General features: G+C 39.6%; 23 protein-coding genes. 8 read left to right on the top strand and 15 right to left on the bottom strand.

Translation table 11 applies throughout. From position 1 onward, the window contains the following. Positions 1 to 13 precede the first annotated feature (13 nt). Genes ACOKFD_RS11840 through ACOKFD_RS11810 form a run of 7 tightly spaced genes read right to left on the bottom strand, consistent with a single transcriptional unit; the run spans position 14 to position 11,225 of the window. The gene (locus ACOKFD_RS11840; protein WP_422858123.1) at positions 14 to 2,401 is read right to left on the bottom strand and encodes an ABC transporter permease; all 2,388 of its coding nucleotides are present in this window, start codon (positions 2,399 to 2,401) and stop codon (positions 14 to 16) included. A gap of 23 nt (positions 2,402 to 2,424) precedes the next feature. Continuing rightward, entirely contained in the window at positions 2,425 to 4,809 is a 2,385-nt protein-coding gene (locus ACOKFD_RS11835) for an ABC transporter permease (protein WP_422858122.1), read from the bottom strand. A 22-nt stretch (positions 4,810 to 4,831) separates the two neighbouring features. After that, positions 4,832 to 7,216 carry an ABC transporter permease gene (locus ACOKFD_RS11830; protein ID WP_422858121.1) on the bottom strand — a complete coding sequence of 795 codons (2,385 nt, stop codon included), beginning with the start codon at positions 7,214 to 7,216 and terminating at the stop codon, positions 4,832 to 4,834. A gap of 37 nt (positions 7,217 to 7,253) precedes the next feature. Then, positions 7,254 to 7,949, bottom strand: coding sequence for an ABC transporter ATP-binding protein (locus tag ACOKFD_RS11825; protein WP_298996284.1), 696 nt, complete (start codon positions 7,947 to 7,949; stop codon positions 7,254 to 7,256). A gap of 26 nt (positions 7,950 to 7,975) precedes the next feature. Further along, complete coding sequence (locus ACOKFD_RS11820; protein ID WP_422858120.1) at positions 7,976 to 8,596, bottom strand: hypothetical protein; 621 nt, start codon at positions 8,594 to 8,596, stop codon at positions 7,976 to 7,978. 24 nt (positions 8,597 to 8,620) lie between these two features. Further along, on the bottom strand, positions 8,621 to 9,871 hold the full coding sequence (locus tag ACOKFD_RS11815) for an efflux RND transporter periplasmic adaptor subunit (protein WP_422858119.1): 1,251 nt from the start codon (positions 9,869 to 9,871) through the stop codon (positions 8,621 to 8,623). Positions 9,872 to 9,881: 10 nt separating this feature from the next. Then, a complete protein-coding gene (locus ACOKFD_RS11810; RefSeq protein ID WP_422858118.1) occupies positions 9,882 to 11,225 on the bottom strand; it encodes a TolC family protein in 1,344 nt (447 codons plus the stop codon). Between the two features lie 201 nt (positions 11,226 to 11,426). Here ACOKFD_RS11810 and ACOKFD_RS11805 point away from each other — a divergent pair, with 201 nt between their 5' ends. From ACOKFD_RS11805 to ACOKFD_RS11790, 4 genes are all read left to right on the top strand, one after another. After that, a complete protein-coding gene (locus ACOKFD_RS11805) occupies positions 11,427 to 12,791 on the top strand; it encodes a sigma-54-dependent transcriptional regulator (protein WP_422858117.1) in 1,365 nt (454 codons plus the stop codon). Continuing rightward, positions 12,791 to 14,140, top strand: coding sequence for a sensor histidine kinase (locus tag ACOKFD_RS11800; RefSeq protein WP_422858116.1), 1,350 nt, complete (start codon positions 12,791 to 12,793; stop codon positions 14,138 to 14,140). Before ACOKFD_RS11805 ends, ACOKFD_RS11800 begins: the two co-directional genes overlap by 1 nt. 13 nt (positions 14,141 to 14,153) lie before the next feature. Beyond that, entirely contained in the window at positions 14,154 to 14,603 is a 450-nt protein-coding gene (locus ACOKFD_RS11795) for a GreA/GreB family elongation factor (RefSeq protein WP_422858115.1), read from the top strand. An 85-nt stretch (positions 14,604 to 14,688) separates the two neighbouring features. After that, positions 14,689 to 15,060, top strand: coding sequence for a SnoaL-like domain-containing protein (locus ACOKFD_RS11790; RefSeq protein WP_298996296.1), 372 nt, complete (start codon positions 14,689 to 14,691; stop codon positions 15,058 to 15,060). Here ACOKFD_RS11790 and arfB read toward each other — a convergent pair. From arfB to ACOKFD_RS11750, 8 genes are all read right to left on the bottom strand, one after another. After that, positions 15,057 to 15,461 carry an alternative ribosome rescue aminoacyl-tRNA hydrolase ArfB gene (gene arfB / locus ACOKFD_RS11785; protein ID WP_422858114.1) on the bottom strand — a complete coding sequence of 135 codons (405 nt, stop codon included), beginning with the start codon at positions 15,459 to 15,461 and terminating at the stop codon, positions 15,057 to 15,059. The genes ACOKFD_RS11790 and arfB overlap by 4 nt on opposite strands. A gap of 35 nt (positions 15,462 to 15,496) precedes the next feature. Further along, complete coding sequence (locus ACOKFD_RS11780) at positions 15,497 to 16,312, bottom strand: hypothetical protein (protein ID WP_422858113.1); 816 nt, start codon at positions 16,310 to 16,312, stop codon at positions 15,497 to 15,499. A gap of 61 nt (positions 16,313 to 16,373) precedes the next feature. Next, complete coding sequence (locus ACOKFD_RS11775) at positions 16,374 to 17,378, bottom strand: ABC transporter ATP-binding protein (RefSeq protein ID WP_422858112.1); 1,005 nt, start codon at positions 17,376 to 17,378, stop codon at positions 16,374 to 16,376. 58 nt (positions 17,379 to 17,436) lie between these two features. After that, a complete protein-coding gene (locus tag ACOKFD_RS11770) occupies positions 17,437 to 19,590 on the bottom strand; it encodes a prolyl oligopeptidase family serine peptidase (protein WP_422858111.1) in 2,154 nt (717 codons plus the stop codon). Positions 19,591 to 19,668: 78 nt separating this feature from the next. Next, on the bottom strand, positions 19,669 to 20,682 hold the full coding sequence (locus tag ACOKFD_RS11765; RefSeq protein ID WP_422858110.1) for an aspartate-semialdehyde dehydrogenase: 1,014 nt from the start codon (positions 20,680 to 20,682) through the stop codon (positions 19,669 to 19,671). Between the two features lie 188 nt (positions 20,683 to 20,870). Further along, the gene (mscL, locus tag ACOKFD_RS11760) at positions 20,871 to 21,278 is read right to left on the bottom strand and encodes a large-conductance mechanosensitive channel protein MscL (protein ID WP_298996308.1); all 408 of its coding nucleotides are present in this window, start codon (positions 21,276 to 21,278) and stop codon (positions 20,871 to 20,873) included. 85 nt (positions 21,279 to 21,363) lie between these two features. Next, a complete protein-coding gene (alr, locus tag ACOKFD_RS11755; protein ID WP_422858109.1) occupies positions 21,364 to 22,467 on the bottom strand; it encodes an alanine racemase in 1,104 nt (367 codons plus the stop codon). Further along, complete coding sequence (locus tag ACOKFD_RS11750; RefSeq protein ID WP_106143756.1) at positions 22,460 to 23,104, bottom strand: thymidine kinase; 645 nt, start codon at positions 23,102 to 23,104, stop codon at positions 22,460 to 22,462. The genes alr and ACOKFD_RS11750 overlap by 8 nt, the downstream gene beginning before the upstream one ends. A 157-nt stretch (positions 23,105 to 23,261) precedes the next feature. On the opposite strand from ACOKFD_RS11750, the gene ACOKFD_RS11745 reads away from it, so the two are divergent. From ACOKFD_RS11745 to ACOKFD_RS11730, 4 genes are all read left to right on the top strand, one after another. Then, on the top strand, positions 23,262 to 23,936 hold the full coding sequence (locus tag ACOKFD_RS11745; protein ID WP_422858108.1) for a hypothetical protein: 675 nt from the start codon (positions 23,262 to 23,264) through the stop codon (positions 23,934 to 23,936). Positions 23,937 to 24,000: 64 nt separating this feature from the next. Next, positions 24,001 to 24,357 (top strand): DoxX family protein, encoded by a 357-nt coding sequence (locus ACOKFD_RS11740; protein WP_422858107.1) that lies wholly within the window; start codon positions 24,001 to 24,003, stop codon positions 24,355 to 24,357. Positions 24,358 to 24,366: 9 nt separating this feature from the next. Then, positions 24,367 to 25,038, top strand: a complete 672-nt coding sequence (rsmI, locus tag ACOKFD_RS11735; RefSeq protein ID WP_422858106.1) for a 16S rRNA (cytidine(1402)-2'-O)-methyltransferase — start codon at positions 24,367 to 24,369, stop codon at positions 25,036 to 25,038. A gap of 53 nt (positions 25,039 to 25,091) precedes the next feature. Next, positions 25,092 to 26,144: a helix-turn-helix domain-containing protein gene (locus ACOKFD_RS11730; RefSeq protein WP_422858105.1), complete on the top strand. Its 1,053-nt coding sequence runs from the start codon at positions 25,092 to 25,094 to the stop codon at positions 26,142 to 26,144. Positions 26,145 to 26,189 lie beyond the last annotated feature (45 nt).

Raw genomic sequence — 26,189 nt, 5'->3', positions numbered from 1 at the left:
CGTTTTTGATTGATTATTCCGTCCTTAGACTCTTTATGGGGTTTGTTCGCGCGGCCTTTAAGGCTTGGTAACTGATGGTTACGAGAGTTATTACTAATAAAATACCTATGGCTAATCCAAAAATCCACCACGAAACCTGCGTTCGATAATTAAAGTTTTGTAGCCAACTGTTTATGAAATACCATGCAATTGGAGACCCTATTATCCCTGCCATCAAGATGAGTTTGAGAAAGTCTTTGGACATAATCCATAAAATGCCCTGAATGCTACTACCCAAAACTTTACGAATACCTATCTCCTTTGTTTTTTGGACAGCAAAAAATAAGATGAGGCCATAAATCCCTAAAGAACCAATGAAGATAGCCAGGGCAGAAAACAGTTTTAACAATGAAAGGGAACGACTTTCCTGTTGGTACATGAGTGAAATTTGGTCATCTAAGAAAGTGTAATCGAATATGTAGTTAGGGAATAACCGGGACCATTCTTTTTCAATCTCTTCGATTCCGGATGAGATGTGATTTTGATTCACTTTTACAGCCCACTGATAAAAATTGCTCGAAAGCGGTGCAATAAAAATCGGACTGATATCCTGATGAAAATCCTTGTCATGAAAGTCATTGACTACCCCTACAATCCTACCTTTAACAACACCATTGGCAAAGGATACTGGCTTGCCCAGCAATTCATTTAATGATTTAACTCCTATTTTGCTTGCAAAGGTCTTGTTGACCAAGATTTCGTCTACAGAATCTCTTTCAAAAAAATTGCGTCCTTCAAGAATTTCCAATCCAAATGTTTGAAGATAATCGATGTCCGCTACTTTCATTTGAGCCGAAAACAATTCATCTTCAGCCTTATTGTTGAATCTAACCGGAGCGTTCCATTCGTTTTTTGCTGCTGAGGGAGGCGCATAACTGGCGGTGATTTTTTCTATTCCGATATGCCCCTGCAAACGTTGCTTAACAATTTTTAGTTTTGAAGGCTCAAGGGGTTTGGGTATGTCCACCATTACAATTGCAGATTTTTCAAAGCCGAGGTCTGAATTGATGGCAAACTGTATTTGTTTATTAATTGCTATGGCAGAAACTACTAGAATTATAGATATTACAAATTGTGAGGTGACCAAGACTTTGCGCGTAAGATTGCTTGAGGAGGTATTTTGAAAAATGATGCGTTTAAAAGCAAAGACAGGATTTATTCGTGCCAATAAAACTCCTGGATAAACCCCTGCCAAAAAGGTTATCACCACCAAAAGAATACCTGTAAATACCAAAAAAGAAGGATTAAGAAGACTCGACAAGTGAAGTTTCAATCCGAAAATGGTATTAAAATATGGCACGGAAACTCCACAGATAATAACTCCAATAATGAGGGCAGAAATCACAATCAAAAAAGTTTCGCACATAAACTGCCAAAAGAGGTGACCTCTGAGTCCCCCTAAAACTTTTCGAACACCCACTTCCTTAGAACGGTAACTGGATTGAGCTGTAGAAATATTTATAAAGTTGATGCATGCTATAATGAGAATCAATAATCCAACCAAAGCAAACACCCATAATACCATGATATCAATATGACCATTGTAGCGTTGATCAAAATGAATGTCATTTAAAGATTGTAGTTTGTATTTATGTAAGCTTTTCTCATCAGGGCGATATTTGGCTGGAAGCGTTTCCAACATAGTTTCTATTTGCGAAACATCCTGCCCAGGATGAAGCCGGGCAAAACTCTGAAGATTTAATCCGATGGCCCACCAATCTTCACCACCCATAAATTGGCTAAAGCGTTTTAATGTATCGAAAGAAATAAAAATATCACCTTGCAAGAAAGAGGTGGCAGGCTGGTCTTTGAGAACACCGGTGATGGTTATGATTTCTTGATTCCCAAGTTCAAATGTTTTGTTAATTGGATTTGAGTCCCCGAAAAGACGTTTGGACATGGACTCGGTAATTACCGCAGTATTGATTTCCGAAATGTTTACATCGTTTGAACCATTTAGGAGAGGAAAGTTGAATATGTCAAAAAAGTCTTTTTGAGCGAATACAATACCCCTTTTCAGATTTAATCGAATATTGGATTCTTCCACAAAAATTACGCGATCCTCCCAATTTACTATTTTGGCCACTTTTTCAGCGTAATCAAAATCGGAACGGAACGTATTTGTAAATCCAGGTGGAACACTGGGAATGTAGTTGATGTCATCCCCGTGGGACTCTGTTACAAAACGATAAATTCTATCAGAATGATTATGGAAATTATCAAACTGTAAATGATACTGAACGAAAAGAAATATGATACCGCTGCAAGCAAAACCCAGAGCTAGGCCTACAACGTTTATTAGTGTAAAGCCTTTTCTCTTTTTGAGGTTGCGCCATGCAATTTTAAAATAGTTACGTATCATATTCTTTGTTTTGTAGGTTATCGTTATTCGGTTCTCAGACTCTTTATGGGGTTGGCTGATGCTGCTTTAAGTGTTTGATAACTTATAGTAAGTAATGTGATTAGCATTACGGAACCGATGGCCAGGGCAAACACCCACCATCCTATTTGGGTACGATAGGTATACCCTTGAAGCCATTGCTCCATTAAATACCATGAAGCTGGAGTGGCTATAATACCTGCTATTGCAATGAGCTTTAAAAAATCCGTGGAGAGCAAACCAAGGATGTTGCCTATACTACTTCCAAGGACTTTGCGTATACCAATTTCCTTTGTGCGATGGCTTACAAAGAACAATATGAGCCCGTAAAGCCCCAAACAACCTATAAAAATGGCAAGCCCAGAGAACACTTTGGACAATGATAAGTAGCGTTGCTCAGTTTCATACTGTTCTGCTACACTTTCATCCAAAAAGCGATAATCGAAAATTTGCTTGGAAAAAGTCTGAGACCATTCTTTTTCCAATTGTTCCATGGTTGCCTTGGTATTGAGATGGTTGATTTTAACGCCCACCTCATCATACCACCTTACATACGGCGCAATGAAAACGGGCTTAATTTCTTGGGTAAAACTACCATCGTGAAAATCCTTCACAACGCCTACAATTGTCGCTGATATTCTTTCTCCATTTACTGCCAGTGTTTTGCCTAAAAGATCATCGGCCGAAGCAACCCCTACTTTTTCCACAAATTTTTCATTGACCAACATTTCTCTAATCGAATCATTTTTGAAGAAATTTCGGCCTGCTACCAAGGGAATATTAAAAGCATTGAGATAATCTTCATCCCCAATTTTTATGGAAATACTGAATTCTTCACGTTCGGGGCGATTGTTATATTTAACAGTGGTGTCCCAAAACGTATTGGCACCCCCAGGACTGGTGAGACAGCCTGAAACTTTTTGAACTCCTGCAACTTGTTTCAACCGTTCCTTAAGGTCATAAAACTTTTCTGAATCCATGTTTTCAGGAATCTCGAGCATCACGATAGATTCTTTATCAAAGCCTAAATCCGATTGGGTGGCATATGTAATCTGTCTTGAGATTACCAAAGAGGCCACAATAAGGGAAATGGAAATAACAAACTGGGCCACCACTAAAAACTTTCGTGTCGTTGCTCCGCCAGTGTCATTGTGGCTCAGCTTTCCTTTTAAGGCCAGAATAGGAGCTATCTTGGACAGCAAAAGGCCTGGATATGCTCCTGAAAGAAGTGAGACCAGTACTAATAGGGTCATTAAGAACCCAAAGAATTGAAAGCTCAGAAGACTTTTCAATGTCAATTGTATTTCAAACAGGGCGTTGAACGAAGGCAGGAAGAGAATGGTCATGCCAAAACCCAGTGCGATGGCAAACAAGCTAATGAGAAAAGTCTCGCTTAAGAATTGCCAAAAAAGTTGTTTTTTAAACCCGCCCAGTACTTTTCTAATACCAATCTCTTTAGATCGATAAAAGGCCTGTGCCGTGGAGATATTTATAAAGTTTATAGAGGCAATAATCAACAAGAAGAGACCTATCATACCAAAAACAATCAAAAAGACAGGGTCCAAACCACCGTACTCATGGTTAAGATGTATCTCCGATAAGGGCTGTAGCTTATAAATATGAGTATTCATGCTATTTGGCCTATGTTTTTTTGGAAGCTCTAAAAGCACATTTTCTATTTGCGCTATATCCTGATTTGGTTTTAACAATGCAAAACACTGTAAATTGGTGGTTATGCCGCCCCAATTCTCACCATAGGCAAAATCAGAGAAGTCCTCTAGGTTTTCAAAGGCAATGAAAATAGAGCCCTCCAAAAATGAAGTCTGCGGAATATTTTTTAAAACCCCAGTAATTTCAATAGTCTTATCATTTTCCAAAACGAAGGTTTTTCCAACGACATCCGTGCTACCAAAAAGTTGGATAGCCTCGTTTTCGGTAATCACAGCAGTATTGGGTGCAGAAAGGGAGATGGCATTGCTACCATCCAATAGAGGAAAATTGAAGATTTTGAAAAAATCTTCTTCGGCAAATAACACATCTCTTTTAAATTTATTGGTATTCCCATTTTGTTCAACGTCAAGAACAAGCCCTGACCTATCCACTATTTTGGCTACTTTATCCGCGTAAGCATATTCTTCTCGGAACACTTTGGCAAATGCTGGAGGAACACTGGCGGAATAATCAACAATATCGGTATGCTCTTCAGTGGCCATTCTGTAAATACGATCTTCATTGGAATGGAAATCATCGAATGAATAATGATACCCCAGAAAAAGGTAGATTAAAATTGCGCTTCCAAAACCAATAGAAAGCCCCAGAATGTTGATGGTTGTAAAAACCTTTCTCTTGATAAGGTTTCTCCAGGCGATTTTAAAATAGCTCTTAAGCATGATGATTTTCTTTTTTGATTGATTATTCTGTTCTTAGGCTTTTTACCGGGCTTGTAACGGCCACTTTTAAGGTTTGATAACTTATGGTCAGCAGGGTAATAATCATTATTGAGACTATGGCCAAGGCGAATATCCACCAACGAATCTCTGTTCTATAGGCATAACCCTGTAGCCATTGTTCCATGAGATACCAGGCAATAGGAGTGGAAAGAAGCCCTGCGATAAGAATCAATTTGAAAAAATCCATGGTGAAAAGCGCCAGTATATTGGCCACGTTGCTCCCAAGTACTTTTCGAATCCCGATTTCCTTGGTTCTAAGCCCAACGAAGAAAAGGATGAGGCCATACAAACCAAGACAACCAATAAGAATGGCTAAAGCGGAAAAGACTTTGGATAATGATAAATACCGTTGTTCAGCTTCGTATTCTTGAGCTACTCGCTCATCCAAAAAACGATAATCGAATATATAGCCATCAAAAGCCTGAGACCATATTTGTTCTATTTGCTGTAGTGTTGACCGCGTGTTTACGGCATTAATCTTAACGGCAATTTCTCCATACCAATTAGGATTGTCAGCAATAAATGCTGGACGAATTTCTTCTGCAAAACTTACATCATGAAAGTTGCGAACTACTCCTACAATGGTTGCTTGTATCTCATCTCCGTTGGCTTTAAGCTTTTTCCCCAGAAGTTCTTGAGGGTCTGTAACGCCTACTTTTTCTCCAAATTTTTCATTGACCAATACTTCTGTGATTGAATCGCCTTTGAAAAAATTCCTTCCTGCTACAAGTTTTATTCCGAAGGTTTCAAGGAAATTGACATCCCCTATTTTGGCTTGAATGCTGAACTCTTCGTTTTCTGGGCGGTTATTGAATTTGACGCTGGTGCCCCAATTGTTCTCTGCTGCCCCTGGACTACTCAAGCAGCCTGAAACACTCTGAATTCCAGGTATTTGACTCAATCGCTCGGTCAAGCTCCCATATTGAATTTTTTCAAGCTCCCCAGGCACTTCTAACATTACCACAGAGTCTTTGTCAAACCCCAAATCTGCATTGACTGCATATTCAAGTTGTCTTGAAATAATCAGAGTGGCAGCTATAAGTGTTATGGAAATGGCGAACTGAGCTACGACCAGAACTTTTCGAGTTTTATTACCACCGGTGTCATTATGAGTGAGTTTACCCTTTAGTGCGAGAACGGGAACAATCCGTGACATAAGCAGACCCGGATAGCTACCGGACATGAATGCCACTATGGCCAAAATCAACAAAAGAAATCCAAAAAACTCAAAAGTCAGAAGATCCCTTATGGACAACTGAAGTTCAAACAACGCATTAAAAGAAGGGAGAAAAAGTGCCGCCAATAAAACACCAACAAGGATGGCAAAAAGGCTAATTACAAAAGTTTCTGAAAGAAATTGCCAAAACAAATGTGTTTTAAAACTTCCCAGTACTTTTCGAATTCCGATTTCTTTGGAACGATAGAAAGCTTGAGCGGTTGATATATTTATGAAATTTATACAAGCAATTGCGATCAGAAACACGCCAATAATGCCAAAAATCCATAGGAGTACGGGGTCCATCCCGCCATAGTAGGGATTAAAATGAATGTCCGCTAAGGATTGAAGCTTGTATATGTGCTTGTTTTTACTTTTTGGACGATGTTGTTTGGGAAGTTCAACTAAAGCGCTTTCAATGGCTTGAATATTTTGGTTGGGTCTTAAAAGTGCAAAGCACTTAAGATTACTTGAAATTCCGCCCCAACTTTCTGAAGCGGCAAAACCAAAGAAGTCCTCGAGATTGATAAAAGATATAAAAACTTGCTCCTCATGAAATGTGGTTTTGGGTAGGTTTTTCAGTACCCCGGTAATTTTTAGGGTCTTGTCATTTTCCAGCACAAAGGTTTGCCCCACTATGTCGGTTTTTCCAAACATTTTGAGTGCTATTTCTTCTGTAACAACTGCTGTATTGGGGTCTGATAGTGATATGTTGTTGCTTCCGTCCAAGAGAGGGTAATTGAAAATCTTGAAGAAATCTTCCTCAACAAATACCACATCTTCCTTAAGTTTTTTCGTGGTACCATCAACCTCAACATCCATAACGAGGCCATCCTGTTCAACAATTTTTGCTACCCTTTCGGCATATTCATAGTCTTCGCGAAACACTTTAGCAAAACCGGGAGGAACACTGGCTTCATAATCAATAATGTCCCTGTGTTCCTCTGTCACTATTCTATAAATTCTATCTGAATTCTCATGGAACTTGTCAAAAGAAAGGTGATAATTCAAAAAAAGATAAATAAGAATACTGCTTCCAAAGCCAATAGCTAGACCAAGTATATTTATGGCTGTAAAAACCTTACGTTTCAGTAGATTCCTCCAAGCAATTCTGACATAGTTCCTAAACATGATTTTTTGATTGAAATGGATTGATGAATAAACTCTTCTACACAGTTGCTTCCATGGGTTTGTTTTGGCTTTCGGTAACGATTTGCCCATCGAATAGGTTGATTACCCTATGAGCATAGTGCGAATCACGGTCTGAGTGGGTCACCATTACAATAGTGGTACCTTCTTGATTAAGCTCGGTGAGCAGTTTCATTACCTCTATTCCGTTTTTGGAGTCAAGGTTCCCGGTTGGCTCATCCGCAAGAATGAGTTTGGGATTTGTAACTACGGCACGGGCAATAGCAACACGTTGCTGTTGACCTCCCGATAACTGCTGCGGAAAATGCTTTTCCCTATGGGCAATTTTCATACGTTCCAAAACCGCTTGAACCTTCTGCTTTCTTTCGCTTTTATTCATTTTAAGATAAATCAAAGGAAGTTCTACATTTTCAAAAACAGTGAGCTCATCAATAAGGTTGAAGCTTTGGAACACAAACCCTAAGTTTCCTTTACGAAGTTGTGTACGTTGGCTTTCTTTTAATCCACTCACTTCATGACCAGCAAAGTTGTAACTGCCATCGGTCGGGTTGTCCAACATCCCAATAATGTTCAACAATGTTGATTTTCCGCACCCGGATGGTCCCATTACAGCGACAAACTCACCTTCCGCTACGTTTAAGTTTACACCGTTAAGGGCTAAGGTTTCTACCTCTTCTGTTCTAAAGCTCTTTTTAAGATTCTGTATTTGTATCATTTTTAAGATGTTATGGTCTTTACTAATTAGTTATATGGTTCGTTTTCTGTGTTCATTTCCCAAGGAGATACCCAAGATTCATTATCTAGACTATCTATATCAATATAGATGATGTTATCTATGTCAAAATACGCCTCATGAGGTGAAAAGCCGTAGGGCAAGTATTTGGATGTATCAAAGCCCAAATCAGATTCTTCCTCTTCCACGTAGTTAATTGAGTCTACCGAAACAATATCAGTATAGGAATCGAAGTTTTGTGGAAGAAATGTTTGGGTATTAAAATCAGCTATGAACTCAGGCTCATCCTCAACAAACACCACAGAGTCAATATCTAAATAGGCCGTGTAAGGGTCAAAGTTTTCAGGTAGATAATCGCTAGTGTTGAATCCTAGTTCAATAGTATCTTCCGTTACATAGTCAATTTCATTTATATCTAAATCAGCGTCGGTAATTTGCTCCATACACGGAGTGCAAAAAAGTTCTGTTGAAATGGATAGGTCTTCAACATTGTTGGAAACAATGGCATTTGTGGAGTTTAAAACCACCTCCATGTTTGGGTGATTAAAGTCCCACGACTTCTGTTGAATTTCTGCTATGGCGGAGCTAGCTAGGAGCGCACATCCATAAAATATTACTAATCTGTTCATTTTTTGATATTTTTTAATTGATATTTATTTTAATACTATTCTTTCTGCTGTACCAAAACTGTCATAGTTACTGGTAATTACCTTTTCTCCGGGTTGAAGTCCTTCCAGAACCTCATAATACCGAGAGTTTTGTTTTCCTATTCTTATGTTTCTTTTAATCGCTTCATTTTCATTTGTTCCCAAAACAAAGACCCATTGTCCTCCCGTGCTTTGGAAAAATCCTCCCTTGGGCAAAAGCAAAGCATCGTTTGATGCGCCCAACTGTAGCCTAATGTTGTAGCTCTGACCAGCTCTAATGGTTTCGGGTTTGTTATCGGTAAAGACTAAATCGACTCTGAATCTTCCATTTCTAACTTCAGGATATACTTTTCTTACCCGCAAAGGATATTCATTTCCATTTCTATCAAGTGTTGCGGACAAATCCCTTTTTACCCTATCAATGTAATGCTCGTCAATTTCGGCTTCAATTTTGAAATCGGTCAATACATTTACCTGGCCAATACGCTGTCCCTGCGCAATGTTTTGACCAATTTCGGCGTCCAAAAAGCCCAATTGACCGTCAGCGGGAGCCCTTACATTTAAGTGGTCGAGTCTTTCATAGACCATCGAGAGAGTTTTTCGCATCCGGACCAAATCAGCATCCAAACCGGTCAATGAAGTTTTGCTCAATTCCTCGTCCTGCTTAGTTTGCTTTTCAATAATATCGTGTTGTCTCTGGGCCAACTCAAAGTTCTCTTTGGATAGGAGATATACTTCTTTTGAGATTAGCTTTTCTTCGTAAAGCTCTTGGTTCTGCTCGTAGTTTCTTTTTAGACGTTGAAGATCATAGAAAGCCGTAGCCAAAGACTGTCTGCCATCCAAAAGTCTGGAATCAAAATTAAGCTTGGTAGAACGCAGGTCATTTTGCTTTAGGGCTAAGTTGCTTTCGCTTGCTAAAATCTGTTCGTAGAGCACCATGTTCTCCAACTTGAGGATAATATCTCCCTTTTTTACCATGGCGCCTTCCTCAATCAATTTTTCGGTTACTCTACCACCCTCGTAAGCATCCATATATATGGTAGCGATTGGAGCGACATTCCCATTGATGGTAATGAAGTCATCGAACTTTCCATCAACAACCTCAGAGATTGAAAGTCTTTCTCTATCGGTTCTGAATGTTGAGGTGGTTCCAGCAAAAAGGAGCTTCCATCCAACAAATAGCAGTAAGACTCCCAAAGCTATATAACCGTAGTGCTTGGGTCGTAATCCTTTCTTTTTTTCTAATTGTATATCCATGATGGTCTTCTTAGTTGATATTAAAAATGGGCAATCCCTTGTAAAAATCTATAGTGCTTTCGTTTACTTTAAGACGAAGGCGTACTTGTAGATTTTCGTTCTGTGCCGTTCCGTATAAATTTTTTGCTTGAAAAAGTTCCAATGCGTTGATCAATCCTTTCTCGTATCTTTTTTGTGCAATTTGAAATGCCAGACCTTGAGATTCGACCCGCTTATTGCTTTGCTCGTATTCGGCTACTAAAGCAGTGTTGGTTTGAACCAATTGCTGAACCAATTGAAACAAGGTTTGCTCTTGAATGTCCAAATTGTTTTCTGCCTGTAATAGTGCAATTTTTTGTTGTTTCACTTGTGAGCGGTTAGACCAACCGTTAGTAATTGGTACAATAATTTGTGCTCCAATAAACCGTGAAAAGTTATCATTCAATTGGTCTGAAAAAGGTACTGGCACATCGTTGTCATCCAAAGCGGTTTGAGCATATCTTGATTCTAGACCTGCAATCATGGATAAGGAAGGGTATAGATTTCCGCGAGTAGCGTTCAATTGCTTTTTAGCCGCCTTCACCAGGTATTCTTGTGACTTGATTACAGGAATAAATCCTTTTGCCGCCGTATATAAGGAATCAACTCCTATTGCACCAGAGCCTCCCACATTATTTTGGCCCTCTTCTTCAATCTGAAGTTCAATATCACTTTCTTCCGTAAGGTTCATTTCCTGAAGCAAGGTCAATTTGGACAGTGCAAGCAAGTTGCGGTTTTGGGTAACCAAAAGTTTGTCCGATAATAGGTTAGATTCGGCCTCTACCAAGTCTGCCTCGGCCATGACACCCAATTCTACTTGACGCTGTACCATGTCGTAGTTAGTCTGTGAGATATCTTGTTGCTCCAGAGAGTTGGCTACCAACCCTTCGTTGAACTTAATGTCATAAAAGGCACTCATTACTCTAAAAGCGAGAAGAAACTTCTCTTGAAGCACATTTTCCTTGGCCGCTTCGTAGATAAATTTGGCCGCCCTGATGGAGTTTAGTTTTTGAAACCCTTGAAAAATGTCTAGGTTGGCGTTGACATTATAGTAGAAACTGTTGAATTCTTGATTGACTAGTAGACCAGTTGTTCGATCCTCGTTCAAACCGGTATTGTAGCGGTATTCTGAAAAACCACTAAAGTTGGGCAACAAATCACGAACTGATTGACGATAGCTCTCCCGATTGGTGTCCTTGGTATAGTTTAAGTTTTTGACCTGCAAATTGTTTTCAACAGCGTAAGAAACACATTCGTCCAAAGTCCATGCTTTTTGCGAAAATACATTGCTTGCCAAGATGAAGAAAACTGCTGATATGTATATTTTAAGCTTCATGTTTTTTTACTGTGCCAAACTTAGAGCCATTCACGTGCCAAAAAGTTAAATAATTGACAATCAATTTTTTATTGTAATAACGGCTAGAATCATGAAAACGAAGTGTAAATTTTTTGTACAATTTATGTCCAAATATTTTACAATGCCTAGTGGGATTGACATTCTATTTGTAGCTTTAAAATCAATAAAACAGTTGGATTTATGATTGATGCCAGTATTTTGGTGGTAGATGACAATAAAAGCGTGCTCAGCGCTTTGGAGATTTTGCTTCAATTTGAGTACAAAAGCGTGCAGACCCTTTTTAACCCCAATCAGATTTCGTCTTTTCCAAAGCTAGAGGAAATAGACATTGTCCTTTTGGACATGAACTTTTCTGCTGGGGTTAATACAGGTAATGAAGGGTTATTTTGGTTGAACGAGATAAAAAAGAGATCGCCCAACACTTCGGTAATATTAATGACAGCCTATGGAGCAGTAGATTTAGCGGTAAGTGCTCTAAAGCAAGGTGCAGCAGACTTTATTTTAAAACCCTGGAACAACGAGCGTTTGATGGCAACTGTAAAATCTGCATATGAACTTCGAAAATCTAAGCTCGAAATACATAAGCTGAAAAAGAAGGAGACCCATTTAAAGCAGGTTATCAACGAAGGAAAGAATTCAATCATAGGAAACTCCAAAGCGCTGAATTCTGTTTTAAACCTAGCAAAAAAGGTCGCCAAGACGGATGTGAATGTGCTGATTACCGGGGAAAATGGAACTGGGAAAGAACTGATCGCAAGAGAGTTACATCGGCTTTCTGTTAGAAAAGATGAGGTGTTTATAGGAGTGGATATGGGTTCTATAGCAGAGAATCTTTTTGAAAGTGAACTGTTCGGTCATTTAAAAGGATCTTTCACAGATGCGAAAGAGGATAGGGTAGGAAAGTTTGAAGCTGCACACCAGGGAAGTCTCTTTTTGGATGAAATGGGCAACCTTTCCCTCCAGATGCAGGCAAAACTCCTATCGGCAATACAAAACAAATCCATTGTACGGGTAGGTTCCAACAAATCTATTTCCGTTGATATCCGATTGATTTGTGCAACCAATTGCAACTTGGAACAAATGGTAGCTGATGGACTTTTCAGGGAAGATCTACTGTACCGCATCAATACTATACACATTGAAGTACCACCTCTTCGGGAACGGGAGGGAGATATTCTGATTCTGGCAGACTTCTTTTTGAAAAAATTTGGCAGTAAATATGATAAACCTAGCCTTAAGATAAACAGCTCAGCCCAAGAAAAATTAATGACCTATCCATGGCCCGGGAATATCCGGGAATTGCAGCACACCATGGAGCGGGCCGTAATATTATCTGAGGGAGACGTGTTAAAACCTTCAGATTTTTTATTGCACCCCAAACCCCAGAACGAATTGGGTAATAGTGCCTTGACCTTGGATGATATGGAACAGCAAATGATTACCAAGGCACTGGAACAAAACGATGGGAACCATAGTGCGGCGGCAGAACAGCTTGGTATTTCAAGACAAACGCTCTATAACAAATTGAAAAAGAATCAATCCTGATGGTAAGCAACAATTTTTATTATCGGCTTGTCATAAGAGTGGTATTCATTAGTATTACTGCCTTAGGGATGGCCTATACCTTTGTAAAAAAGGAATTTTTATTTAGCGGACTTTGGTTGGTGTTTTTTTTGGTTCAATTAGCACTTTTGGTTCGGTTTTTTAATCAAATGAACAGAGCCATTGCCTATTTGTTCAAGGCCATGAAGAATGAAGACTTTACACTTCGGTTTCCAAAGGAGACCAAGCTAAAATCATTGAATGAACTTAACCATAGTTTAAATTTGCTCAATGATACGGTTCAGGATCTTTATTTGAAGAATGAAGCCAAAGAGAAATATTATCAAGAAATTATAAAACAAGCGGATATAGGGATTCTTACCGTAAATTCTGAAGGCCATATATTGTTTGCCAACCCAACCATGGAGCGCTTGCTCAACCATAGTCCTTTAAACCATATCAAACAATTACAACAGGTAGATGAAAAGTTGTATCTGCTATTTAGCGAGTTAAAACCATTTGACCGAAAATTGGTGGAATTGACCAATGAACGAGAACAAAAACAACTCGCCTTAAAATCCAGAGGGGTGGTTTTGAATGAGCAAGAATTGTTGTTAGTGGTGGCCCAGGATATTGACAAAGAACTGGATGAAAAACAAACAGAATCTTGGGTAAGACTGATTAGAGTGCTGACCCATGAAATCATGAACACTATTACACCCATAACCTCCATTTCAGACACAATCATCAAATATTTTGCAAAGGAAGGAGAGGCCGTTTCTTCCTCCGATTTAGAAGAAACCCATATACAGAACACGGTAAAAGGTTTGCAGGTAATCAAAGACCAGGGAGGTAACCTCATGGATTTTGTGCAGTCTTATCGGACACTTTTAAGCGTACCAGAGCCAGATAGAACCTTGGTGAATGGATTCAACCTAATCAACAAAATACAGGTGTTGTTAGAAAACCAAGCCAAGGAATCGGGAATTGAGTTCACGATAGACTGTACACCGCTCAACCTAGAATTATTCATTGATGAAAAACAAATTTCACAAGTACTGCTCAATCTTTGTAAAAATGCCATTCAATCCGTGGAGAATACCTCTAAAGGTCAAGTCCAGTTGATAGCAAAGGAAGAGAACGGCATCAAAACTATTGAAGTAAGGGACAACGGACCTGGAATACCTAGTGAACTGATGGAAGAAATCTTTGTTCCATTTTTTACTACAAAGACCGGTGGAACCGGGATTGGTTTAAGTCTTTCCAAGAGGGTTATGCAACTACATGGTGGCAGCCTTAAGGTACATTCGGCCCCAAACGTTGAAACAGTTTTTCGGTTGACCTTTGTTTAAAAAGTGCGGTTCTATGTCATTAAAGAAAATACTTTTAGAACATTGCCATTCTTATGTAAAAGACAAGGAGCAGAAGTTGATTTCCAGATATCAACTTCTTCAGGATTCCTTGAACAATGAAACCAAAAGTACTGCAGGAGATAAACACGAAACAGGCAGGGCTATGGTTCAGCTGGAACAGGAAAAACTGGAAAAACAGGAAAGGGAACTAAAATTTGTAAGACAGACTCTGCAAAAAATCACCATAGATAAAACGGCTTCCAATGCAAGTTTGGGAAGTTTGGTGGTAACGGATGACCAATCCTATTTTTTGGCGGTTTTTGCAGGAGCATTTGAAGATGCCAATGGCAAGGTGTTCTGCGTTTCAGTAGCTTCGCCAATAGGGCAATGCTTATTGGGAAAAACTTCTGGAGACACCTTGAATTTCAATGGGAAGGCAATCAAGATTCTGAAAATAGAATGATGGGGTTTGGGGTTTAACCATTCCTTAGAACAAACACCGCATCAAGATGATTATCTTTAAAGGTATTAACCAATAAATCAATAGAATGACAACACAAGAAGTTGCGGATAAGCTGGTTCAGTTGTGCCGCGAAGAAAAGTACCAAGAAGCGTATGATCTTTATGCAGACGATGCAGAAAGTGTAGAAATGGATGGAATGCCCGGGGAAAAAATCACAAAAGGGAAGGATAATATCTGGAATGGCTATTTGCAATGGGCTGAGAGCATAGAAGAAGTCCACGGAGGTTCTGTTGGAGACCCTGTTGTAGCAGCGAATCATTTTGTAGTGCCTATGTCCATGGACGCCACATTCAAGGAAACAGGCCGTTGGGCTTTTGAAGAACTATGCATGTACGAAGTAGAAAATGGTAAAATCAAAAAAGCCCAATACTTTTATGAAGTCCCATCTATGGGTTAATCCAAATCGGGTCTTTTACGATTGAGCTTTTTACTAGATTGTTTCCGCTTTGATTTTAAGCGTTGCTCAACCGAAGATTTTGAAGGTTTTGTGGGTTTCCTTTTTTTGGCGACTTCCAAGGCCTTTTTTAATAAAAGAAAGAAACGCTTGATTACCAGCTGTTTATTTTTGTGCTGACTTCTTGATTCTTCGCATTGTAATTTGAGTATTCCTTCGGCAGTTAATCTTGATAGGAGTTTTAAGCGTATTCGTTGTTTTTCTTCAGGAGATAATCCAGAGGAAGCATCCACATCAAATGAAAGTTCTATTTTGGACGATACTTTATTTGCATGTTGTCCGCCAGGCCCGCCACTACGTGTAGCTTTGAATAGAAGTTCCCCTAAAATTTTTTGCTTATCCATGACCTTTAAAGGAATTAGTCAAAGATAAAAGGAAGCTATTTTGTTTTAAAGGAAACACCAATTAAGTTAAAGTCGGAATTATTCTCTTTATTACCACTTTCATTGTTGTAGCTATTCACATTTTTTGGACTTCCTTGACCATAACCAAAACCGGTAGCTTCTATGGTGATTGATTTAATTGGAGCTTGAACATCTAAAGCAATAGGGTAAGTTCCATACGAGTTGTCTACAAGTTTTACTTCGGAGCCCAAGGTACTATCATTAGCTCCAAAATCCCCCTCGGCAATCTGGGTGTTCGTTTCGTCAAATGCAATCCATTTTCCTGTTTCACCATCAGGATGACCTTCGTTGGCACCCATCATTCCCACAGTTATGATTACTTCAGTCACCTCATTTTGAAATATTACTTCTATCTTTTCACTTGCATTCACTTCTTCTCCTTGGAACTGAACATAATAGTCAATTTGATCCCATCTTGCTCCAGCAACTCCAAAGCCCTTATCTCTAAATTGTGTATCAAACACAAGACGTCCAGGGCTTCCATCAATATTTATAGCCCTTAGTGACACACCTTCTCCCCAGTTTTGTAGTCCATTGCCATTATCGGTTATTATTTCTTGAGAGGCAATTAATTCCACAGAAAAAATGTCATCACTATTGGTATCGCTATCATCGGAGTCGTCATTATTTGATTCTTGGTCATCACTAGACGAGCCATTTGGGTCTTCATCTGAGATAGGTTCTTCTTCCATTTCAGAAGATATTTCTTCCGAAGAGGAGTCTTCGGAACATGCAGAAAGGGATAAAAATAAGGTTAAGCCTATCAGGTAGACAATTCGTAACTTTTTCATTTCAATAGTATTGGGGTTCTGCTATGCAACGAAAAAAGAAAAGAAGTTCGTATGCTGAGAATCAGCTTTTCGACGAATGGGGATTTCCAGACAAATGTATCCTTTGGTTTATCAGTTGAAGCGAAACGTTTAGGAAAACTTTGGTCTCACTCCTAAGAGCACTTTTGTTTGTAAAGAATACAGAATATCCATCTTCGGAGATTCCTTCAATTATGTAATGTGTGCCTTTGAAAAAGTTATTGGACACAGTAACCTCCAACCCTGATTTGTTTGATATTTCAAACTCATGCGGATAAACCAAAAGTGAAGTGTCCAACCCCGAATAGTCCTTCAGAAGGCTTACAGGTAATTCATTTATGGTTCCAAAAAGAGAAGCTACGTAGTAGTTTTTTGGGTTTTTGTACAGATATTCAGTTTTTTGATGGTCCTCAATTTTACCATTTTTCAAGACCATTATCTCATCCGCAAAAGAGAGAACGTCATTACTATCATGAGTGGCGGTTAAAACTGAAATGCCCTTTCTTTTTAGATAGGGGAAGAGACGTACTCTAAGTTCATTCTTTTTAAAATGGTCAATATTACTGAAGGGTTCATCCAATAATAACAACTCAGGTTCTTGTGCCAATGCTTTGGCCAGCGCTACGCGTTGTTTTTGCCCCCCACTTAGATTTTTCACCTTGGTTTTGGCAAAGGCTTCCAGTTCAATTAAGTCGAGTAGCTCCTTAACACGTTCGGCGTGACTTTCCTGAGTGAAAACAGATAGATGTTCTGCGATGTTCTCTTCGACAGATGTAAAAGGCATTAAATCAAAATCTTGGGATAGAAACTTCATGTAGGGCTCACCGGGCACTAAGTTATAATTAGGGCCCAAGGCTTGTTTCTCGCCCCAAAAAATAGAGCCCTCTTCAACATGTACCAGCCCATAGATAAGTTTTAACAAAGTGCTTTTCCCAGAGCCACTTTCTCCCATAAGGGCAAGGTGTTCGCCTTTGTTGATTTTAAAAAAGATGTCCTTCAGAATTAACCGGCCATCATAGTCAAAAGAACGAATCTGAACGTTGAGCATTTTCTTATGGGCATAAAAAATCCGCCTCCCAAGAGGCGGATTTAAACCTCTAATTTTATCAATCCTTAAATTCCTTCAAAACAGCTTGGTTCGGAAGGTTATCATATCCCATATTGAACAGGGTAAAGCCAAAAATATCGGCATATTGTTCAATAGTTTTGCTTACGGGTGTTCCCGCTCCATGCCCTGCATTGGTCTCAATACGTATTAAGGTAGGATTTTCTCCTTGTTGCTTTTCTTGAAGCTCTGCGGCAAACTTGAAGCTATGAGCCGGCACAACACGATCATCATGATCACCAGTGGTTACCAAGGTAGCAGGATATGCCACCCCTTCTTTTACATTGTGAACAGGAGAGTACCCTTTTAAGTACTCAAACATCTCTTTGTCATCTTCTGCGGTTCCATAATCATAGGCCCAACCTGCCCCTGCGGTGAAGGTATGGTAGCGCAACATATCCAAAACACCTACTGCAGGTAATGCCACTTGCATCAAATCGGGACGTTGCGTCATGGTTGCTCCCACCAAAAGTCCTCCATTTGAGCCCCCTCGAATAGCCAGGTATTCCTTAGAGGTATAGTTATTGGCAATTAAGTATTCCGCGGCCGCGATGAAGTCATCAAACACATTCTGTTTTTGTTGTTTGGTGCCGGCAATGTGCCATTTTTTACCATATTCGCCACCACCTCTAAGGTTGGGAACAGCGTACACTCCGCCTTGTTCCATCCATACAGCATTCACGATGCTGAAAGAAGGAGTGAGGCTGATATTAAAACCGCCGTATCCATATAGAATGGTTGGATTTTTCCCATTCAGTTCAACACCTTTTTTGTGGGTAATGATCATAGGTACCTTGGTTCCATCCTTTGAGTCAAAAAAGACCTGTGTAGAAACATAATCTTCTGGATTAAAATCAATTTCAGGTTTCCAATACTGCTCATAAGCTCCGGTCTCAACATTGTATTTATAGGACGAGCCTGGAGTATTGTAATTGGTGAATGAAAAATAGAATTCCTTTTCTTCTTTTTTACCTCCAAATCCGTTGGCGCTACCTACCCCTGGGAGCTCGACCTCACGAATCAACTTTCCATTGTAATCATATTGGAAAACCTTCGAAATGGCATCTACCATATATTCGGCAAAAAAATAACCGCCACCAGTTCCTGGAGTGAGTACATTTTCAGTCTCAGGGATTACATCTTCCCAATTATCTGGGGTTGGACTAGCTGCATCTACGCTTACAATTTTCTTATTGGGCGCATTTCTATCCGTAACTAAAAACAGTTTGGAATCTGTATTGTCAATCACATAGGTATCTGACTCGGTATCACCCAAAATGGTAACCAATTTACTATCAGTATTTGTCAAGTCTTTCATAAACAGCTTGTTGCCCGAAGTGGAAATTGCAGCGGAAATGAACAAATACCTACCATCATCAGAAACATTGCTGCCTACATATCGGTGCTTTTCTTCAGGAACTCCACCAAAAACCAGTTCATCTTCAGATTGTGGTGTGCCTAAAGCATGATAATATAATTTATGCTGGTCTGTCTTGGCAGAAAGCTCGCTCCCGTCTGGTTTATCGTAGCTGGAGTAGAAAAACCCATCACTTCCTTTCCATGAAATACCGCTAAACTTAATGTCAACAAGAGTATCTTCCACGATTTCCATTGACTTGGTATCGATTACAATCCCTTTTCTCCAATCACTTCCTCCTTCGGAAATCAAGTAGGCAGCTTTAGAGCCATCTTTGGTAAAGCTTAGGCCCATTAAAGAAGTGGTGCCATCTTCGGAGAACGTATTTGGGTCTAAAAAAACTTCAGCTTCTTCTCCCTCTTTTTGGCGATAAACTACGTATTGGTTTTGAAGCCCATCGTTTTTATAAAAATACGTGTATTCTCCTTCGGTAAAAGGGGAACCTAATTTTTCATAATTCCAAAGCTTTTCAAGACGATTTTTCAAATCTTCGCGGAAAGGGATTTTGTCCAAATACCCAAAAGTTGTAGCATTTTGGGTTTTTACCCAAGCTTCAGTTTCGGCACTTCGATCATCTTCCAGCCAACGATAGGGGTCTTTTACTTCAGTTTCGAAGTAGGTATCCACAGTGTCTACCTTTTTGGTAACGGGATAGTTCACAACAATAGGTTCTCTCTTTTTTTCCTGGGTACAACTGGCAAGAATAAGCACAGCGGAAAGGAAGGTTAATTTGCGCATTTTTTGTAGAATTTAATCTGTTAAAAATAGCACAATTCCACCTAGCCTTTTAAAAACCAGTGTAACCTTTAACGTATTTTAAGAAACGGCAGAAGATTGCTGGGCCACCAATCCTTTCTGTACCAAATATTCTGCAATCTGCACAGCGTTGGTCGCTGCTCCTTTTCTCAAATTGTCCGATACAATCCACATATTCAGGGTATTGCGTTGGGTCTCGTCCCTGCGTAATCGTCCCACAAAAACATCATCTTTGTCATGCGCATGGATGGGCATAGGATACGTATTGGTAGAAGGATCATCCTGAAGTACAATACCAGGGGTTTCACTAAGAAGTTTCCGAACTTCAGAAAGGTCAAAATCGTTATGGAATTCTACGTTAACTGACTCGGAATGTCCTCCAGCTGTGGGAATACGAACCGCAGTTGCAGTTATCGAAAATGTACGGTCATCTAAAATCTTTTGAGGTTCTCGCGCCAACTTCATTTCCTCTTTGGTATAACCATTTTCCATAAAGATATCACAATGAGGCAATGCATTACGGTTAATTGGATATGGATAGGCCATTTCTCCGTCTATTCCATTGGTCTCATTTTCTAATTGCTGGACAGCTTTTACCCCTGTGCCTGAAACCGATTGATAGGTGGAAACCACAACACGTTTCATTTGATATTTTAGGTGAAGCGGATTCAATGCCATAACCATCTGAATGGTAGAGCAGTTAGGATTGGCAATGATTTTATCTTCTGCGGTCAAAGCTGAAGCATTGATTTCTGGAACTACCAATTTCTTGGTTGGGTCCATGCGCCACGCTGAGGAGTTGTCAATAACGGTAGTTCCAACCTCTGCAAATTTAGGAGCCCATTCCAACGAAGTATCACCTCCGGCAGAAAAAATAGCAATATCAGGACGAGCAGATACGGCATCTTCAAGACCTATGATGGTATATGCCGTTCCTCTGTACTCCAAGGTTTTGCCCACTGAACGTTTGGAGGCTACCAAAAGCAATTCGGAGATGGGAAAATTCCGCTCTGCCAAAACGCGTAACATTACTTCACCCACCATTCCAGTGGCCCCTACAACCGCAACTTTCATATTAGAAAAATTTTATGGGACAAAAGTACATCCGAGAATTGGATTTATCCAAGCCTTTTAAGAAAGATAAAATAAAAAATAACAAAATGTTATAAATAAAACAACCGTCATTGTGTTAGCGAAACATAATGACGGTTGTTAAGTTATGAATTGTGATGTAGCGGTATCCTTTTTGAGGATAAACGATTTTATTTTTTCAACAAATCACGAATTTCTGCAAGTAATTCTTCCTGCGATGGTCCTTTTGGTGGTTCTGGAGCCGGTTCTTCTTTCTTCTTCATTTTATTGACCCCTTTTACAACCATAAACATTACAAAGGCCACTATGAGGAAATCAATAACATTGGTTAAAAATGCTCCATAAAGCACAGCAATTTCCCCTACTTTTTCGCCAGCGTCGTTCATTGTTCCTTCTTTTACTACGTATTTTAAATCATTGAAATCGGAATTGAACAACAACCCGATAAGCGGAGAAACAATTCCACCTGTGAAGGAAGATACAACTTTGTTGAAAGCGGCACCCATGACAAAACCTACGGCAATATCCACCAGGTTTCCTTTCATGGCGAAATCCTTAAATTCTTTCAGAAATCCCATTTTTATAGTTTTTTAATGTGGTTAATACCCCCAAAGTACAGAAAAAAAGCACTTTTTCACACAAAGGGTGCCGAAAAAATGGGATTTATCGAATTATTCGCTTTACACGTTGAGAGATGGCCGTCAAAATTTCATAGGAAATGGTTTGGGCAGAAGATGCAAAGCTTTCTGCGGAATTTGCTTTGCCAAAAACCAAAACTTCATCGCCTTCAACACAGTCAATCCCTGTCACATCTACCATAATCATGTCCATACATACGTTTCCAATAATTGGAGCCTGTTTTCCTTTAATAAGCACATGAGATTTACCATTGCCATATTGCCTTCCTATTCCATCGGCATGACCCAATGGGAGGGTGGCAGAGGTGCGATAGCCTTCAGAACTGAATGCTCTATTGTATCCCACGGTTTCTCCAGGCTCTATTTTGTGCATCTGGGAAATAATGGTTTTTAATTGGGCCACCGGCTTTAGGTTTTTATCCTCAACAGCACTATTGCCATAACCATATAAACCAATTCCACTGCGGACCATTTCAAACTGGCCTTGCGGATAATTGATAATACCAGATGTATTCAGCATATGTCTAAAAGGACGGTAATCCAGCTTTTCATAGAAATCTGAGCTTATACTTTGAAAAGTGTTGATTTGGTTTTCGCTGAATACCTTCTCATTAGAATCTTCTGATGCCGCCAAATGGGAAAATATTGAAGTGATTTTTATAGCGTTGCAGTCTTTCAATTTCTCAACAATATGGTCAACATCAGTTTCCCAAAAACCCAATCGGTTAAGTCCTGTATTGAATTTAATATGAACGGGATAATTGTTTAGCTTTTTTTCTTTGGAAGTGGTTAAAAACTGTTCAAGTATTTTGGGAGAATACAGACTGGGTTCCAATTGATGCGCTATCAAAGAATCAAAATTGATAGCTTGGGGATGGAGCACCAAAATGGGGGTGGTTATACCTGCTTCGCGAAGCAATATCCCTTCTTTCACATAGGCCACTGCAAAATAGTCGGTACCTAACTCTTCCATTTTTTTTGCAATGGTAATCATGTCGCTTCCATAGGCGAAAGCCTTAACCACAGCCAAAAACTTGGTTTCTGGGCGTAGTTTTGATTTGAGATAGTTGTAGTTATGGGCTAGGGCATCCAGGTCAATTTCCAGGACGGTCTCACCAACTTTATCCATTGGCCGTTTTCTTTTTTGGGGTGACCTCTTCGGCCTCTACATCCATTTTACTTACTTTTTCTTTTAGCATGGCCTTGTAGAAAGCGGCTCTGCTCAAGGGCTCATATTCCCCGGTTTCTCCTAAAAGGACCAAATTGTCATTGTCAGCTTTTCTAAAACTATAGTTAGCTAAATTTCCTGTTCGTGTACAAACAGCATGCACCTTGGTAACGTATTCTGCTGTGGCCATTAATGCAGGCATAGGACCAAAAGGATTTCCCTTAAAATCCATATCCAAGCCAGCAACCACTACACGAACCCCCCTGTTGGCCAAATCATTGCAAACCGTTACTATTTCATCATCAAAGAACTGGGCCTCATCAATACCCACAACGTCGCAGTCATCAGCAAGCAACCGAATGTTGGCAGCAGCCGGTACAGGAGTAGACCTAATCTCATTAGAATCATGGGAAACTACCATATCTTCATGATATCGGGTATCAACTATAGGTTTAAAGATTTCAACTTTCTGCTTGGCAAACTTGGCACGTTTTAAGCGTCGGATAAGCTCTTCGGTCTTACCGGAAAACATGGAACCGCAGATAACCTCTATCCATCCAAACTGTTCTTCTGGGTTTACCGTATTTTCGAGAAACATACTGTACTTTTAAACGAAAAGGGTAGTACTTTCGTTTTATATTAAGACAAAACACAAAGCTACTAAAAAAATAAGCCCTCTTACAGGGATAAAATTTAACCTTTTGTTCTTAGAAGGATTATCAAAATGGACTTATTTTTATAAAAAGATTTAAGCGATGGTTAGGAAGCTACGGGAAGAATTGGTAAAACTATCCACTGATATTATCACGGCCAGAGAAGATAAGCAGTTGATTGAGTTGTATGATAAGGCCAAAGAAGTCTATGAGAAGTTGGCGGTATTGAAGTTTATCGATGAGAAATTGAGCGATATTGAAGTTGATGTTTCCAAAAATGTGTTGGCTTCTCGTTTTGAGAAATTGGCCAATACCGTAATGAGCGGTAACACGGCTGTCCCTGAAAACAACCCTCACAATGAGGACATTATTACTCCGGGGATGGATACCATTAAGGATATGGTTTCGGAAATGCCTACGGATACGGCAGTGGAACATTTTTTCGCGGAGTTTGTGGCCAAACCGGAAAAACCCAAAAATGACAAGGAGATTTTTACAGAATCCAATACGGAGTCCACAGTAAAAAAATCGTTGAACGATTCATTCATAAAAGACTATCAAATTGGATTGAACGACAAACTGGCTTTTGTCAAACATCTTTTTAACGAGAACGCCAAGGAATATGAAAAAGTTGTAAATCAGTTAAACACTATTGAAACTGAGGAACGTTCCAAAGCTTTCATTACTAATTTGGTAAAACCAGAATACAATAACTGGGAGGGTAAAGAGGATTACGAATCTCGTTTTATGGCCTTGATAGAAAGACGCTTCGCATAAACCAAAAACACTTCTCGGTTACTTTTTATACTTTTAGGGAAGTTCATCCCTAAACCTAACTAAGATGAAAGGTATTAAAATTGCCTATTGGCTGTCTACAGTTTTGTTGACGGCTATCATGTGTTTTTCAGCCTATAATTATTTTTTTAACAACGAAATGATTCGTGGTTTTTTTGAAGCCATGGGCTATCCCACCTATTTGATTTACCCTATGGCTATCGCCAAACTCTTAGGCCTTATTGCCGTTTGGGGGAATTTTTCGAAATGGTTGAAAGAATGGGCTTATGCCGGATTCTTCTTTAACTCCATTTTGGCGTTTTTTGCGCATGTTATGATTGGCGATGGGCAACAAATGGGTGCCGTTCTAGCCTTCATCTTTGTACTTACCTCGTATTTCACAGCAAAAAAAGTAAGGCCTTAACTTTGGCCCATGGGAAAACTGTTTTTGGTTCCAACACCGATAGGAAATCTTGAGGATATGACCTTTAGAGCCATTAAGGTCTTAAAAGAGGCGGATTTGATTTTAGCTGAGGACACACGCACCAGCGGAAAGCTGCTAAAGCATTTTGAGATTTACACGCCTTTGCAAAGCCATCATATGCACAATGAGCACAAACAGCTTGAAGCCATGGTGGAACGATTAAAAGGAGGAGCTACTCTGGCCCTGATTTCAGATGCGGGTACACCTGCAATTTCCGACCCTGGATTTTTGTTGACGCGTGCCTGCGTCCAAAACAATATTGAAGTGGAGTGTTTGCCTGGTGCTACCGCTTTTGTGCCTGCTTTGGTAAACAGTGGTCTTCCTAATGACCGTTTTGTATTTGAAGGTTTTTTACCCGTCAAGAAAGGAAGGCAGACACGGCTAGAGGCACTTTCTGAAGAAAAACGAACCTTGGTTTTTTACGAATCACCTCATAAGTTGATAAAAACCTTGACGCAGTTTGGTGAATATTTTGGAGCGGATAGACAAGTTTCAGTCTCGCGTGAATTGACCAAAATGTACGAAGAGACTGTCCGAGGCACGGTATCTGAAGTTTTAAATCATTTTGAAGCTAAACCACCTAAGGGTGAGTTTGTTATTGTAGTGGCCGGAAAGCAATAAGTGTTAGTTATACCCTTTTCTTTCGACCAAATTGGCAACAACCAAAAGCTGCAGTGGTACAAAAGCTATATCCTGAAATAAACAAAGTGTACTTTGTCAATAAGTATACCTTGTATCATATTCTCTCTGGTTCAGGAACCATTCAGGTTGATTTTAAAAACTACACCGATTGGCAGGACAAAGCGATCTATTTGGAAAAAGGCCAGTACATCAAGTTTTTTTCAGATGATTTTGTGGTTCGAAAGATTGAGTTTCCCAACAAAGCCATTTTTGAAAAGAAGGAAGTTCGTGTACTTTTCAAGCATTTGATTTCATTGGGCTACATCAACTTTAATGAATGTGATGAATGCCAAAAGTACTTATCCAACACCGTATTTTCGGAGAACAATACAGATATCATCGACATATCATCCAAACAATGGTATTGGCAGAATCCCTTTAAGGCCAGCAAGAAAGAATACCAGCTGATTTTTGATGTCAAGGATATTATTGACGAAAACTATGTCGGTAATTTTTCTAGTGATGACTTGATAAAGTTGATGACCGAAAATGGATACGAAGCCCAAGCCTTGGTCAAGGATAAAATCGGATTGTCTGTCAAAACCCTAATCTCTAACAAAAGATTGATAGAGGGTAGAAAGAAAATTGTTTTTACGGACAAAAGCATTCAAGAAGTGTCCTACGAAACAGGATATAAAGATCCAGCTTACTTTAATAGAGTATTCAAAAACACTACCGGGATGACCCCCTCCGAATTCCGGAATGATTTTGACTACGACAATCGGGACACATTTATCCAAAACCTGGTGGAATTGCTAAAAAACCATCACACAGAACAGCGCAACCTCGAGTTTTATGCGGACAAAATGCATCTTTCCGTTAAAGCGCTTTCCAAGAAAACAAGGGCTAAAATGAATGCTTCTTTGGGGCAATTGATTCGAGGTGAATTGGTCACCACTTCCAAAAGACTATTAGAAAAGGACGCTTCCGTAAAGGAGGTAGCCTTTACCTTAGGTTTTGAAGAAGCCAATCATTTTTCTCAGTTCTTCAAGAAATACACAGGCACTACACCTACTTCCTACAAAACCAAAAAGTACAATTCTTAGCGCCTTTTTTGTACCTCCCAACCTTACATCCTTGCTGAAATTTGC

Origin of the sequence: Flagellimonas ulvae (assembly GCF_049333175.1) — a bacterium.
GTDB lineage: Bacteria > Bacteroidota > Bacteroidia > Flavobacteriales > Flavobacteriaceae > Flagellimonas.
This window is presented reverse-complemented; position numbering and strand designations above follow the sequence as displayed.